The organism is Kitasatospora sp. MAA4, assembly GCF_029893355.1.
Taxonomy (GTDB): Bacteria; Actinomycetota; Actinomycetes; order Streptomycetales; family Streptomycetaceae; genus Kitasatospora.
In genome coordinates this window covers 130,678-143,988 of the sequence record NZ_JARZAI010000016.1, presented here as the reverse complement: position 1 = coordinate 143,988, position 13,311 = coordinate 130,678, and the positions used below count along the sequence as shown (strand labels likewise).

Annotated in this window: 15 protein-coding genes; 6 read left to right on the top strand and 9 right to left on the bottom strand. The window is 73.1% G+C overall.

Annotated elements, in window-relative coordinates; all coding sequences use genetic code 11:
* Positions 1-24 precede the first annotated feature (24 nt).
* Positions 25-1,185 carry an Mrp/NBP35 family ATP-binding protein gene (locus P3T37_RS22250; protein WP_280725534.1) on the top strand — a complete coding sequence of 387 codons (1,161 nt, stop codon included), beginning with the start codon at positions 25-27 and terminating at the stop codon, positions 1,183-1,185.
* Positions 1,186-1,236: 51 nt separating this feature from the next.
* Here the strand turns inward: P3T37_RS22250 and P3T37_RS22245 are convergent, their stop codons facing one another.
* From P3T37_RS22245 to sigE, 4 genes are all read right to left on the bottom strand, one after another.
* Positions 1,237-1,935, bottom strand: a complete 699-nt coding sequence (locus P3T37_RS22245) for a hypothetical protein (protein ID WP_280725533.1) — start codon at positions 1,933-1,935, stop codon at positions 1,237-1,239.
* 136 nt (positions 1,936-2,071) lie between these two features.
* On the bottom strand, positions 2,072-2,512 hold the full coding sequence (locus P3T37_RS22240; RefSeq protein WP_280725583.1) for a sec-independent translocase: 441 nt from the start codon (positions 2,510-2,512) through the stop codon (positions 2,072-2,074).
* 198 nt (positions 2,513-2,710) lie between these two features.
* Positions 2,711-3,568, bottom strand: a complete 858-nt coding sequence (locus tag P3T37_RS22235; RefSeq protein WP_280725532.1) for a zf-HC2 domain-containing protein — start codon at positions 3,566-3,568, stop codon at positions 2,711-2,713.
* 113 nt (positions 3,569-3,681) lie between these two features.
* Entirely contained in the window at positions 3,682-4,419 is a 738-nt protein-coding gene (sigE, locus tag P3T37_RS22230; protein ID WP_280725582.1) for an RNA polymerase sigma factor SigE, read from the bottom strand.
* Between the two features lie 341 nt (positions 4,420-4,760).
* Here sigE and P3T37_RS22225 point away from each other — a divergent pair, with 341 nt between their 5' ends.
* A complete protein-coding gene (locus P3T37_RS22225; protein WP_280725581.1) occupies positions 4,761-5,405 on the top strand; it encodes a class I SAM-dependent methyltransferase in 645 nt (214 codons plus the stop codon).
* Positions 5,406-5,515: 110 nt separating this feature from the next.
* Here P3T37_RS22225 and P3T37_RS22220 read toward each other — a convergent pair whose 3' ends face one another.
* Positions 5,516-5,683, bottom strand: coding sequence for a DUF3117 domain-containing protein (locus P3T37_RS22220; protein ID WP_083976644.1), 168 nt, complete (start codon positions 5,681-5,683; stop codon positions 5,516-5,518).
* Positions 5,684-6,054: 371 nt separating this feature from the next.
* Here P3T37_RS22220 and P3T37_RS22215 point away from each other — a divergent pair, with 371 nt between their 5' ends.
* Positions 6,055-6,855: an enoyl-CoA hydratase-related protein gene (locus P3T37_RS22215; protein WP_280725531.1), complete on the top strand. Its 801-nt coding sequence runs from the start codon at positions 6,055-6,057 to the stop codon at positions 6,853-6,855.
* A 33-nt stretch (positions 6,856-6,888) separates the two neighbouring features.
* On the opposite strand, the gene P3T37_RS22210 is transcribed toward P3T37_RS22215, so the two are convergent.
* Both P3T37_RS22210 and P3T37_RS22205 read right to left on the bottom strand, forming a co-directional pair.
* On the bottom strand, positions 6,889-7,455 hold the full coding sequence (locus tag P3T37_RS22210; RefSeq protein ID WP_280725530.1) for a DNA-3-methyladenine glycosylase I: 567 nt from the start codon (positions 7,453-7,455) through the stop codon (positions 6,889-6,891).
* A complete protein-coding gene (locus P3T37_RS22205) occupies positions 7,452-7,901 on the bottom strand; it encodes a DivIVA domain-containing protein (RefSeq protein ID WP_280725529.1) in 450 nt (149 codons plus the stop codon). The genes P3T37_RS22210 and P3T37_RS22205 overlap by 4 nt, the downstream gene beginning before the upstream one ends.
* A 169-nt stretch (positions 7,902-8,070) precedes the next feature.
* On the opposite strand from P3T37_RS22205, the gene folP reads away from it, so the two are divergent.
* Positions 8,071-8,883 (top strand): dihydropteroate synthase, encoded by an 813-nt coding sequence (gene folP / locus P3T37_RS22200; protein WP_280725580.1) that lies wholly within the window; start codon positions 8,071-8,073, stop codon positions 8,881-8,883.
* Positions 8,884-8,887: 4 nt separating this feature from the next.
* Here the strand turns inward: folP and P3T37_RS22195 are convergent, their stop codons facing one another.
* Complete coding sequence (locus P3T37_RS22195) at positions 8,888-9,727, bottom strand: TIGR00730 family Rossman fold protein (protein WP_280725528.1); 840 nt, start codon at positions 9,725-9,727, stop codon at positions 8,888-8,890.
* A 79-nt stretch (positions 9,728-9,806) separates the two neighbouring features.
* Positions 9,807-10,895 carry a succinyl-diaminopimelate desuccinylase gene (gene dapE, locus P3T37_RS22190; RefSeq protein WP_280725527.1) on the bottom strand — a complete coding sequence of 363 codons (1,089 nt, stop codon included), beginning with the start codon at positions 10,893-10,895 and terminating at the stop codon, positions 9,807-9,809.
* Positions 10,896-11,039: 144 nt separating this feature from the next.
* Here dapE and P3T37_RS22185 point away from each other — a divergent pair, with 144 nt between their 5' ends.
* Together P3T37_RS22185 and P3T37_RS22180 are read left to right on the top strand one after the other, a co-directional pair.
* Positions 11,040-12,071, top strand: a complete 1,032-nt coding sequence (locus tag P3T37_RS22185) for a hypothetical protein (protein ID WP_280725526.1) — start codon at positions 11,040-11,042, stop codon at positions 12,069-12,071.
* A gap of 332 nt (positions 12,072-12,403) precedes the next feature.
* Positions 12,404-13,246: a hypothetical protein gene (locus P3T37_RS22180; RefSeq protein ID WP_280725525.1), complete on the top strand. Its 843-nt coding sequence runs from the start codon at positions 12,404-12,406 to the stop codon at positions 13,244-13,246.
* Positions 13,247-13,311 lie beyond the last annotated feature (65 nt).

Genomic DNA, 13,311 nt, shown 5'->3' with positions numbered 1-13,311 from the left:
CTCGGCGCGCCGTACCATCAAGACATGGCCAATGAGACAGAGGTCGCGACCGGTGTGACGGAGGATTCCGTCCGCCAGGCGCTGTCGACCGTGCAGGACCCGGAGATCAACCGTCCGATCACCGATCTCGGCATGGTGAAATCGGTGCGGATCGGCGACGACGGTGCGGTGCACGTCGCGGTCTACCTGACCGTCTCCGGGTGCCCGATGCGCGAGACCATCACCAGCCGGGTGCAGGACGCGGTCGGCGCGGTCGCGGGCGTCACCGCGGTCGAGGTCGAGCTCGACGTGATGAGCGACGAGCAGCGCAAGGAGCTCTCCACGCTGCTGCGCGGCGGCGCGCCCGAGCGGGAGATCCCGTTCGCCAAGCCCGGCACGCTGACCCGCGTCTACGCGGTCGCCTCCGGCAAGGGCGGCGTCGGCAAGTCCTCGGTCACCGTCAACCTGGCCGCCGCGATGGCCGCCGACGGCCTGAAGGTCGCGGTCGTGGACGCCGACATCTACGGCCACAGCGTGCCGCGGATGCTGGGCGTCGAGGGCCGGCCCACCCAGGTCCAGGACATGATCATGCCGCCGTCCTCGCACGGCGTGAAGGTGATCTCGATCGGCATGTTCACCCCGGGCAACGCGCCCGTGGTGTGGCGCGGCCCGATGCTGCACCGCGCGTTGCAGCAGTTCCTCGCCGACGTCTACTGGGGCGACCTGGACGTGCTGCTGCTCGACCTGCCGCCGGGCACCGGCGACATCGCGATCTCGGTGGCCCAGCTGGTCCCGAACGCCGAGATCCTGATCGTCACCACCCCGCAGATGGCCGCCGCCGAGGTGGCCGAGCGGGCCGGCACGATCGCCCTCCAGACCCACCAGAAGATCGTCGGCGTGATCGAGAACATGTCCGGCATGCCGTGCCCGCACTGCGACGAGATGGTCGACGTGTTCGGCTCCGGCGGCGGCCAGACCGTGGCCGACGCGCTGACCCGGGCGACCGGCGCCACCGTGCCGGTGCTCGGCAACATCCCGATCGACGTCCGACTGCGCGAGGGCGGCGACGACGGCACCCCGGTGGTGCTGGCCGCGCCGGACTCCCCCGCCGGAGCCGCGCTGCGCGCGGTGGCGGGCAAGCTGGGCGGCCGTCAGCGCGGGCTCTCCGGGCTCTCGCTGGGGCTCACCCCGCGCAACAAGTTCTGACCTGGCAGACCGAAGGAGGAGGTGCCCGCGGGCGCCTCCTCCTTCGGCGTGTCAGCGCCCGGTGTAGGCCGTCAGGTCCGGGATCGTGCTGAAGCCGATGCCGTACGCGCTGACACCGCGGCCGTACGCGCCGATCAGCACCCCGGGCGCCTCGCCGGCCAGCACCCAGCCGTACGCGGACTCGCGGTAGCGGAACGGCTGCGGCAGGCCGTTGACCGGCAGGGTGAGCGGCGACCAGCCGGGACCGGCCAGGTCGTCCGCGAGGTCCCAGGCCAGCGCGCTCTGCTGGTCCAGCCAGTCCTGGCGCAGCGCGCGGTCCAGCTGCCCCGGCCAGGCGGCCGCGAGCAGCCCGGAGCCGGCCAGCCAGGCCGCCGAGGAGGCCGAGGTGGCCTCCAGCATGCCGGTGCCGTCCGCACTGCGACGGCCGGGGCGGCGGGCCACCGTGACCACGACGGCGAACCGGCCGCCGTTCCTGGCCTGGTGCTGCATCGGCAGCTCCTCGCCGTGCCCCACCGAGCCGTAGTCGATGGCGCGCGGCTGGGCGGTGGGCCGGGTGCTGCCGGCCGCGCCGGCCTGGAGCAGCCAGCGCCGGCCCGTCCAGCCGTCGTCCAGGCCGTACCAGGGGAAGTCGGCCGCCAGGTAGGGCGCCAGCGGGTCGGCGGGCGGCGCCGCCCGCCGGGCCGGCACCTCCACCTGGGCCCCCGCCTGTGCGGTTCCGGCTCCCACCGCACCACTGCTCGTCGCGTCCATCCCGGGCCTCCTCAGCACACCTGTCGCCCCTGCCCGAGCCCCGCTGGGGCCGGTTCCCAGCACAATAGCCGCGCAGACGACGGCACCCCGTCCGGCGGCGTGCCGGACGGGGTGTCGGGGTGTCGTGGACGCCCGCTCAGGTGGCGTCGAGGTCGTACGGCGGGCGCTCACCGCTGGCGAGCGGCTCGCCGGTGGAGGCGGCCTTGGCCATGTTCACGGTGGCGACGGCCGGCGTCTTGGTGGTGGAGACCGTGCCGGTCGGGGCCTTGTCGTCCAGGGCCGACTTGAGGTCCATCGTGGTGTCGCGGAGCTCCTTGAAGCCCAGCGGGTCGTCCTCGCCGCCGAGCAGGCTCTTGCGCACGAAGGTCTTCGGGTTGAGGTCCTCGAACTCGAAGTCCTTGAAGTTCGGCCCCAGCTCGCTGCGGATGTCCTCCTTGGCACTGTCCGCGAACGAGCGCACCTTGCGGATGAAGCCCATGGTGTCCTGGATCAGCTTGGGGAGCTTGTCCGGCCCGAAGATCACGATCGCCATCACGACCAGGGTGACCATTTCGAGTGGGCCTATGTCGAAGAACACGTAAGCTCCCATGATCCTGAAGGACAGACCCGGCTCGGCCCGCGACACCGGTTCCGTACAGCGTAATGGCCACCGGCGGGTCTGTGGCCCACCAGGCCATGAAGCCGTGGTAAAGACCAGCCGGTGGCCGGGAGCAACGCCGCCCTACGGGTGATTTCGCCCCGCGAACGGGTGATGCGGGCCCTGACGCCCTACGTGCTACGGCATGAGCCGGTGACCGTTCACCACCGTGACGCCCGCGCCGCTCGACGGCGCGGGCGTCATCAGATTGAACCGCTGCACGGCCCCGGAGTGGGCCGGGTAGTCCACCGGGAGCTGCGCGGTCAGCGGGACCGCTTGATCGCCGCCCGGCACCCGGGGCACCACGGCGCTGCCGTGCGGGTCGTCGATCGGGGTGTCGCCGGCGACGGAGGCCAGGCCCAGGCTGCCGAAGCCGCCCAGGGTCACCGCGGCCACCGAGAAGGCGCCGGCCGCGGCGAAGACCAGCCGCCTACCGCGCGTCGCGGGGGGCCGTGAGATCGGCTGCACGGCCGGCGGCCTGCTGGGCGCCGAGACCGAGCGGACGGGCCCGCGACGGCCCGTCCAGAGCCGGGTGTCCGGTCCGCGACCGGCCCGCGGGTCGATGCCGGGAACCGGCGTGTCCGCCCCCAGGGCACCGCCGCCGAACGTGGAGCCGGCACCGCGGCCGAACAGGCCGCCGGTCAGCCGGCTGCCGCCGAGGGTGACCGCTGGCACCGTCGGACCACCGCCGGACCTGCTGCCGGGACCGCCCGGGCCGTCCACCTCGCTGTCCGGCAGGGCGGCGACCGCCATCAGCCGGGACATCAGCAGCGCGGACGGGCCGACCACCTCGGTCGCGGTGAGCAGCTGCTTGACGGCTCGGCCCTCGTCCGCCTCGGCCAGGCACTGGGCGCAGGTCGCCAGGTGTGCCTGGACCCGCTCGCGAGCGTCGTGCCCGAGTTCGCCGTCCAGATAGGCCGTGAGCCGCTCCCCGAGATGGTGCTCCTCGGCGGGTGCCGACGGGTCGGGCTGGCGCACGCTGATCGGGCGCAGCACGGGGACCTCCTGACAGGTGTTCGCGTCCCCTGCGGGAAGTGCCTCCCCGAGGGGCTTGGACACCGAACGATGACCGGACGCCGAGCGCCCGGAAGCTGACCGGCCTGAGCCGCTCACGATCGCCTCCGTCCGCTCCCGCCCGGCGCACCGGTGCCGGGCTCGCCGACGGCCACGACCGCGGGCACCGGCTCCAACTGCTCCGAGCCGCCTCGGCGGATCCGCCCGGGGGCGGTGCCGGGGGCGCGGTGCTTGAGCGCGGCGCGCAGGTGCGAGCGGCCGCGGTGGATCCTGCTGCGGACGGTGCCGAGCTTGACGCCCAGGGTGGCGGCGATCTCCTCGTAGGAGAGGCCCTCGATGTCGCAGAGCACGACGGCGGCCCGGAACTCGGGGGCCAGCGTGTCCAGCGCCTGCTGGACGTCGGCGTCGAAGTGGGTGTCGCTGAAGGCCTGGGCCGGGTTCGGCTCGCGGCTGGGCAGCCGCTCGGCCGCGTCGTCGGCCAGCGAGTCGAAGCGGATCCGCTGCCGTCGCCGGACCATGTCCAGGAAGAGGTTGGTGGTGATCCGGTGCAGCCAGCCCTCGAACGTACCGGGGGTGTAGGTGGACAGCGAGCGGAAGACCCGGACGAAGACCTCCTGGGTGAGGTCCTCGGCGTCGTGCTGATTGCCCGTCAGGCGGTAGGCCAGGCGGTAGACCCGGGCGCTGTGCGCCTCGACGATCTCCTCCCAGCTGGGGGGCGTCCAGCCTTGCGCGTCGGGCCCCTCGGCGAAGGTCGCCAGCGCGGCGGGGGCCGAGGGCTCGGCGGCGGTGCCGTCGGACGACTGGTCCAGGGGGGTGTGCGCAGACTGGTTCATCACGGGCTTCGGCGTACGGGCCGACGAGGTGCCGCGGAGATGCCGCCGCACAGGGACGTCGCCCTCGGCCACACCTCCTCGGTTGGCTCTTCTGCCCAGCAGGGCCACCACCATATCCACCTCACCCGTCAGTTCTGGATAAAAGTGTGCTCATTCGTCGGGCCGAACCGCGCGCGACCTCCAGCGACATCCCGCGACCACTCTCACCGGAAGAACGGCCCGCCACCGGACGCGGTTCCCACCCGGCCAGTAATCTGTGGCTGGAAATATCGACATCCCTCGGCACCGCACCGGGACCACCGGTCCCGCCGGGTACAACCGCCCAGCTCAGCCCCCTACTCCTGAGGGACCACATCATCGACTTCGGGCCCACGGCCGCGACCCTCGCCGACACCTACGTCGACGAGGACGCCGTGCTGACCTACGCCCGGGCGCAGTCCGCCCGGACCGGCGTGCGGGCCGTCGGGCCGAGCGGCGGGGCCGCGCTGCGGCTGCTGGCCGCCGCCCTGGGGGCCAAGGCGGTGGCCGAGATCGGCACCGGCACCGGGGTCTCCGGGATCTACCTGCTGCGCGGGATGCGGCCGGACGGCATCCTGACCACCGTCGATTCCGAGCCGGTCCGGCAGGGCTTCGCGCGCGAGGCCTACCTCGCGGCGGGCTTCGCGGCCAACCGCGCGCGCTTCATCCCCGGGCGCGCCCTGGACGTGCTGCCGCGGCTGGCGGACGGCCAGTACGACCTGGTTTTCTGCGATGCGGACGCCGCCGAGTCCCAGGCGTATCTTGCAGAATCGTTGCGGCTGCTGCGGCCGGGCGGGATGGTCTGCTTCGAGGGGGTCTTCCAGGAGGGCCGGCTGACCGATCCGGCCCTGGACGACCCGCGCACCCGCGCGGTGCGCGAGCTGGTGCAGGCGGTGCGCGAGAGCGATCTGCTGCTGCCCGCGCTGCTGCCGGTCAGTGACGGGCTGCTCTGCGCCGTACGCCGCTAGGAGACGTCGGGAAAGTCGGGAAAAGGGAGCGGGGCCCGTTCCGGTCGACGTCTCGTCGATCCGAAGCCGGGCCCCGCACGCATCTCAGGAGATGCCAAGCCTCGCGGGAGTCAGCCGCAGGCCTGCTTCAGAGCCTCACCAAGGGCGCTTGCCTCGTCCGGAGTGAGCTCCACCACCAGGCGCCCGCCGCCTTCGAGCGGGACGCGCATGATGATGCCCCGCCCCTCTTTGGTGACCTCGAGCGGGCCGTCACCCGTCCGCGGCTTCATGGCCGCCATGCTCGTTCCCCTTCCTGCAACCGCGCAGCTACGTACCAGCAGTCCGTCCACCGCAGGTATCGAACGCATTGATCGGAAGCCATTATCCCGCATTCAGCGCCCCGATGACCAACGTCACTCTCTCCGCACCAGTGACCACACCCTCCCAGACCGGCTGATTACCGCTCAGAAACACCATGGCCGCGGCGGACGAAGCGGCATCAGATGCCGCGCCCGGCCTGCCCCTGCCGGGATGCGCGGCCCCGCGCGGCCCCGCCGGGGCACGGTGGCGCGACGCGCCGAAAGGTGCGCTACCTCACACTCCCGCAGCCTCCCGCGCTCCGGCATGCTGACTCGGGTCCGCCCATCGACCGAAACGGGAGCCCTCCACGATGTCCGACTCCGTGCTGTACGAGCTCGACGGCGGCCTCGCCGTCATCACCATCAACCGCCCGGACGCGATGAACGCGCTGGACGTGCCCACCAAGGTGGCGCTGCGGGACACCGTCATCCAGGCCGCCGGCGACCCGGCGGTCCGGGCGGTGCTGCTCACCGGCGCGGGCGACCGGGCGTTCTGCGTCGGTCAGGACCTCAAGGAGCACCTGGGCCTGCTGAAGCGCGCCGAGGAGACCGGTGAGGCGCCGCTGAAGACCGTCTCGGAGCACTACAACCCGCTGGTGCGCGCGCTGACCGGGATGCGCAAGCCGACGGTGGCCGCGGTCGGCGGGGTGGCGGCCGGGGCCGGCGCCTCGCTCGCCTTCGCCTGCGACTTCCGGATCGTCGCCGACACGGCCGGCTTCAACACCTCGTTCGCGGGCGTGGCACTCACTGCGGACTCGGGCGCGTCGTGGACGCTGCCCCGGCTGGTCGGACACGCCCGGGCCACCGAGCTGCTGATGTTCCCGCGGACCGTCAAGGCCCCCGAGGCGCTCGCCCTCGGGCTCGCCACCCGTGTCGTCCCGTCGGCCGAACTGGCCGCCACCGCACGCGCGTTCGCCCAGCAGCTGGCCGAGGGCCCGACCGTCGCGTACGGCGCGATCAAGGCCGCGCTGGACTTCGGCGCCTCGCACTCGCTGAGCGAGACGCTGGACAAGGAGGACGAGCTGCAGAACCTGGCGGGCGCCAGTGAGGACCACCGGATCGCGGTGCGCGCCTTTGTCGCCAAGGAGCAGCCGAAGTACGTCGGCCGCTGAGCCCCCGGGCTGCCGCGCCTGGGGGCCACCGGCTCAACGGGCGTGGCAGCCCGCCAGATGGTCGTTGACCAGCCCGCAGGCCTGCATCAGGGCGTAGGCGGTGGTCGGGCCGACGAAGCGGAAGCCGTTGCGCTTCAACTCCTTGGCCAGCGCCGTCGACTCCGCGGTGACCGCCGGGACGTCGGCCAGGGTCTTCGGCGCCGGGCGCGTCGGGTCGCCGGCGAACTGCCAGACCAGCGCGTCCAGGCCGCCGTCCAGCGCCTGCGCGGCGTGGGCGTTGGCGATCGCCGCCTCGATCTTCAGCCGGTTGCGGATGATGCCGGCGTCCTGCAGCAGCCGCTCGGTGTCCGCCGGGCCGAAGGCCGCCACCTCGTCGATCCGGAAGCCCGCGAAGGCGGCCCGGAAGCCCTCCCGGCGGCGCAGGATGGTGATCCAGGAGAGCCCGGACTGGAACGCCTCCAGGCAGATCCGCTCGAACAGCGGGTCCTCACCGTGCACCGGGCGGCCCCACTCGGTGTCGTGGTACTCCCGGTAGTCGTCGGAGGCGTTGCCCCAGGGGCAGCGCAGCAGGCCGTCGGGGCCGGGCTGAAGGGCGGTCACTTCTCCACGGCCTGCGGGTCGGCGTGGGCGGCCGTCCCCTGGGCGGTCGCGGCGGTCGCACCGGCCGGGGCCGCCACCGCGTCGACCACGCCGGCGAAGTCCTCCAGGCCCGGCAGCGGCTCGGAGCCCGGCAGCGCCGTCTCCCCCGCCTGGGCGCCGCCCTGCACGGCCACCGCCGCCTCCAGCTCGGAGATCCGCTGGTCCCGGTAGGCCAGCTCCGCGCCGAGCCGGTCGAGGACGTCGTCGACCTCCTCCATCCGGTAGCCGCGGACGGCCATCGGCAGCCGGATCTCGTCCACGTCGTGCCGGTTCAGCGGCCGCTCCTGCGGCAGCCGGGCGGCGATCCGGTCCTGCACGGCCTCCGGCAACGAGCCACCGCCGCCCAGCGCCACCAGCGCGGCACCGCCGACCACCACGGCCATCGCCACCACGATCACCCAGAACACGAGCTGTCCTCCCGACACTGAGAATGCGGCCGCGTGAGGGATCATGGTGTCCCTGGGAAGGCCGGGGCCCCATCATCGCACCAGGGCTCCCGCGGATCGATACCTGAAGGAGCGACGGGTGGCACTTCGGCTGGGACCACGTGAGTTCGGCGAGGACGAGCTGGTCATCATGGCCATCGTCAACCGCACCCCCGACTCGTTCTTCGACCGTGGTGCGACCTTCGCCGACGAGGCCGCCTTCGCCGCCGCGGACCGCGCGATGGCCGAGGGCGCCGCGATCCTGGACATCGGCGGGGTCAAGGCCGGGCCGGGCGAGGAGGTGACGGTCGAGGAGGAGCTGCGCCGCACCGTCCCGTTCGTCGCCGAGCTCCGCGGGCGCCACCCGGAGGCCGTGATCAGCGTGGACACCTGGCGGCACGAGGTCGGCGAGGCGGTCTGCGAGGCCGGCGCCGACCTGCTCAACGACGCCTGGGGAGGGGCCGACCCGAAGCTCGCCGAGGTCGCCGCCCGCTACGACGTCGGCCTGGTCTGCACCCACGCGGGCCGCGCCGAGCCGCGCACCCGCCCGCACCGGGTCGGCTACGCCGACGTGATGGCCGACATCCTGGAGGTCACCGTCGGGCTGGCCGAACGGGCCGCCGCGCTCGGGGTGCGGCGGGATGCGCTGATCATCGACCCGGGCCATGACTTCGACAAGAACACCCGGCACTCGCTGGAGGCCACCCGGCGGCTGCCGGAGATGACCGCGACCGGCTTCCCGGTGCTGGTCTCGCTCTCCAACAAGGACTTCGTCGGCGAGACGCTCGACCGGCCGGTGGACGAGCGGCTGCTGGGCACGCTCGCCACCACCGCCGTCTCGGCCTGGCTGGGCGCCCGGATCTACCGTGCGCACCAGGTGGCCGAGACCCGGCAGGTGCTCGACATGGTGGCGTCGATCCGCGGCACCCGCCCCCCGGCGGTGGCCCGCCGGGGACTCGCGTAGTCCGCTAGATCCCGCCGTTCGGGCGGCGGCACTCGGCCAGGATCTTCAGCACCTCTTCCAGGTCGTCGGTGACGTGGAACAGGTCGAGGTCGGCCTCCGAGGCCTTGCCCTGGGCGACCAGGGTGCTCCGCAGCCAGTCGACCAGGCCGCCCCAGTAGGCGGTGCCGAAGAGGATCACCGGGAACCGGGTGACCTTCTTGGTCTGCACCAGGGTCAGCGCCTCGAACAGCTCGTCCAGCGTGCCGAGGCCACCGGGCAGCACCACGAAGCCCTGCGCGTACTTCACGAACATCGTCTTGCGGACGAAGAAGTAGCGGAAGTTCAGGCCGAGGTCGACGAACTCGTTGAGCCCCTGCTCGAACGGGAGCTCGATGCCGAGGCCGACGCTCAGCCCGCCGGCCTCCGAGGCACCGCGGTTCGCGGCCTCCATCGCGCCGGGGCCGCCGCCGGTGATCACCGCGAAGCCGGCCTCCGCCAGGGCACGGCCGATGGCCACCCCCGCGGCGTACTCGGGCGAGTCGACGGCCGTCCGCGCGGAGCCGAACACGCTGACAGCGGGCGGGAGTTCGGCGAGCGCGCCGAAGCCCTCGACGAACTCCGAGGTGATCCGCCAGACCCGCCAGGGGTCGGTGTGCAGCCAGTCGGTCGGACCCGTGGTGTCCAGCAGCCGCTGGTCGGTGGTGCTGGTGACGACCTGGTCCCGACGCAGCAGCACCGGGCCCTTCTGCTTCTCCGGAACGCTCTTCTTCGCCGGCTCCGAACCGAACTCGGGGCTCTCCACCAACTCCGGCCCGTGGCCGAAGTGCCGTCCGTCTGCGCCGTCGTGCGCTGATTTCCCTGTCATGGCGAAACACTACGCCCGCCGCACCCGTATCGGGGGGAACGGCGGGCGGGCGGTCCGGTGACCGGCAGGCGAACGCGAGTCAGTCGGTGGCGCTGAGCCAGTCGCGCAGCCGCTGCTCGCACTCGGCGATCGCCGCCAGCGAGCAGTGCTCTTCGCGCTTGTGGGCGAGATTCGGGTCGCCGGGGCCGTAGTTGACGGCGGGGACACCGAGCGCACTGAAGCGCGCGACGTCGGTCCAGCCGTACTTGGCGCGGGCGGTGCCGCCGGTGGCGGCGAGGAAGGCCTGGGCGGCGGGCTGGGCCAGGCCCGGCAGGGCGCCGGGGGCGGCGTCGGTCACCTCGACCGGGAAGCCCTGGAACACCTCGCGCACGTGCGCCTCGGCCTCGGCCTCGCTGCGGTCGGGCGCGTAGCGGAAGTTGACGGTCACCACGCACTCGTCCGGAATCACGTTCCCGGCCACCCCGCCGCGGATGTCGACCGCGTTGAGGCCCTCGCGGTACTCCAGTCCGTCGATCTCCACCCGGCGCGGCTGGTAGGCCGCGAGCCGGCCGAGCACCTCCGCGGCGTGGTGCACGGCGTTGTCGCCGAGCCAGCTGCGGGCCGCGTGGGACCGGACGCCGGTCAGCGTGATCTTCACCCGCAGGGTGCCCTGGCAGCCGCCCTCCACCACCGCGCCGCTGGGCTCCATCAGCACGGCGAAGTCGGCCGCCAGCCAGTCGGGGTGCTGCCGGGCGAGGTGGCCGAGGCCGTTGCGGGTCGCCTCGATCTCTTCGCAGTCGTAGAAGACGAAGGTGAGGTCGCGGTTGGGCTCGGCCAGCGTCGCGGCCAGCCGCAGCTGGACGGCGACGCCGGACTTCATGTCGGAGGTGCCGCAGCCGTAGAGCAGGTCGCCCTCGACGTACGAGGGCAGGTTGTCCGCGATCGGCACGGTGTCCAGGTGGCCGGCGAGCAGCACCCGCTCGGTGCGGCCGAGCTGGGTGCGGGCCACCACGTTGTTGCCGTAGCGGTCGACGGTGAGGTGCGGGTAGCCGCGCAGGGCGGCCTCCACGGCGTCGGCGAGGGCCTGCTCGTCCCCGCTGACCGAGGGGAAGTCGACGAGCTGCGCGGTGAGCGCACCGCCGTCCAGGGTGAGGTCCAGGGCGGCCGGTGCTCTGTTCGGGCTCGTCATGGTCGTCAAGCCTAGCGTCAGCGGCCGTAGCGGCTGGTCGCCGGGCGGCGCGGCCGCGCTGCGCAACCGCATCACACCGCACAGTCGTCCGAGTTTGTGGTGACTGAGTACGGTGTGCGGTAACAACGCGAGGTGAGAGGGGCCGTGGTGGCCATCGACGAGGAAGCGACCGGTCGACGGCGACGGCGACGGCCGATCCGCTGGGTGCTGACGGTACTGCTGCTGGCCACGGCCGTGGTGGCGGGTCTGCTGATCTGGAACCGGCAGCAGGCGGCCGTGGCGCCCGAGGGCTGCGCCGTCACGCCGGCCGGCGGCAAGCCGGTGACGATGGACATCGAGCAGGGCTCGAACGCGGCGACCATAGCGGCGGTCACCATCTCCCGCGGGCTGCCCGAGCGGGCGCTGACCATCGCGCTGGCCACCTCGCTGCAGGAGTCCAAGCTGCGCAACCTGGAGGGCGGCGACCGGGACTCGCTCGGGCTCTTCCAGCAGCGGCCCTCGCAGGGCTGGGGCACCGCCCAGCAGATCCAGGACCCGGTGTACTCCACCAACAAGTTCCTGGACGCGCTGGTGAAGGTGCCGGGGTACGCGCGGCTGCCGCTCACCGACGCCGCCCAGGCGGTGCAGAAGAGCGGCTACCCGGACGCCTACGCCAAGCACGAGGCCAACGCCGACATGCTCGCCTCGGCGCTGACCGGGCGCGCGCCGGCCTCCTTCACCTGCACGGTGCACCAGTTCTCCACGGCGGACAGCGCGCCCGCCGCCGACAGCGTCAGCGCGTCGCCCAGCCCGTCGGCGCCGGGCGCCGGTGCGGCCCAGCTGGTCACCGACCGGGTGCGCCGCGAGTTCGGCCGTGCGGTGAGCGCCGCGCCGGTCACCTCGACGGGCGCGGCGACGCCCTCGGCGGACCCCGGGGCCTCCGCCGCCGACACCCTGGCGCTCACCCCGGCCCCGAACGCGAGCACCGACGCCGGGGCCGACGCGCAGTTGCAGAGCGGCTGGGCGGTTGCGCAGTGGTCGGTGGCGCACGCGCAGGAGCTGGGCATCGGCTCGGTGGCCTTCGACGGCAAGGCGTGGCGGGTGGACCGCTCGGCGGACGGCTGGAAGGCGCTGCCGTCCGCGACGGCGACGGACCGGGTGCTGGTGACCGTCGGCATGCCGACGGTCAAGCACTGAGCGGGCGTCACTGCACATTGACGAACACGCGGACGACACCCCTCCGAGTGGGTGAACCGCGTCAAGCCGACCGGACGCACCGTGCCCCCTCCCGGGGCCCGGTCGTCCGGCTCGGCGCCCGCGGCGATCGGCCTGCCGACCTCTTGCACGGCAAGGGAAGTGACGTTTCGGCAGGGCTTCGACCAAGTGGTGAAATGTCCGCTATGTCAGAAAACAGATCATGCGATCTTTAGAGAGTCTTTGCCCGAAGCGGCCGAAACCTTCTCGCTCCTCAAGCGGTAAACACGACGTCCGCCCGCCGGACTGTCCTGTCCTCACCTCATAGGAGCACCATGTCTCTCCCCCTCACACGTCGGATCGCCCAGGCCGCGCTGCTCGTCGCGGCCGGTGCGACGCCGCTGCTCGTCGCCGGGTCGGCGTCCGCCGCCGAGCTGGTCCCGCAGCACACCGACCTCGCCTCGGGGGTCAGCAAGCTGGACGGTGTCACCTCGGACTCGAACCTGAAGACCGAGACCCACCAGGTGGGCCAGGCACTCGGCAAGACGGGCGCGCTCGCGGTCGGCACCATCGTGCCCGCCGCCGCCGACACCACGGGCACCGCCGCCACCACCGCCCTGCCGCAGAGCGACAAGAGCCTCGGCGACCTGACGCCGCAGAACTCCACCAGCAACGCCACCGGCGTCGCCAACCTGCTCGCCAGCCCGGCGACGGCCTTCGCCCAGGCCGCCCCGACGCTCGCCGGCCTGCTGGCGCCCGCCGCCGTGCACCGGGGGATGCCGACCGGTGCGATGAGCAACCTGCCCGGACTGCCCACCGTGAGCGGGGTGGACAAGGTGGTCAACGCCGACACCGTGAGCAACCCGCTGGCCGCCACCACGCACCTGACGGACTCCGTCCCGGCCACCAGCCAGCTGAGCGGCACGCTGCCCGCCGCCACCGACCGGATCGGCGGCGCCCTGCCCACCGGCGACACGCTCGGCGGGCTGCCCGTGGTCGGCGGCCTCTCGCACGGCCTGCCCGGCACCGGCTCGCTGCGACTGGAGGAGCTCGCCGGTCACCCGACCGACGCCACCCACCGCCTGAGCAGCCTGCCCGACCTGGGCGACACCAACCCGGTCGCCCCGCTGCTCGGCAGCCTGACCGGTGCGCTCCAGCACCCGCCGACGGTCAGCTGACACGTCGAAGGGGGCGGGTCGGGAGCACGTAGCTCCCGACCCGCCCCCTTCGTCGTACCGGTCGT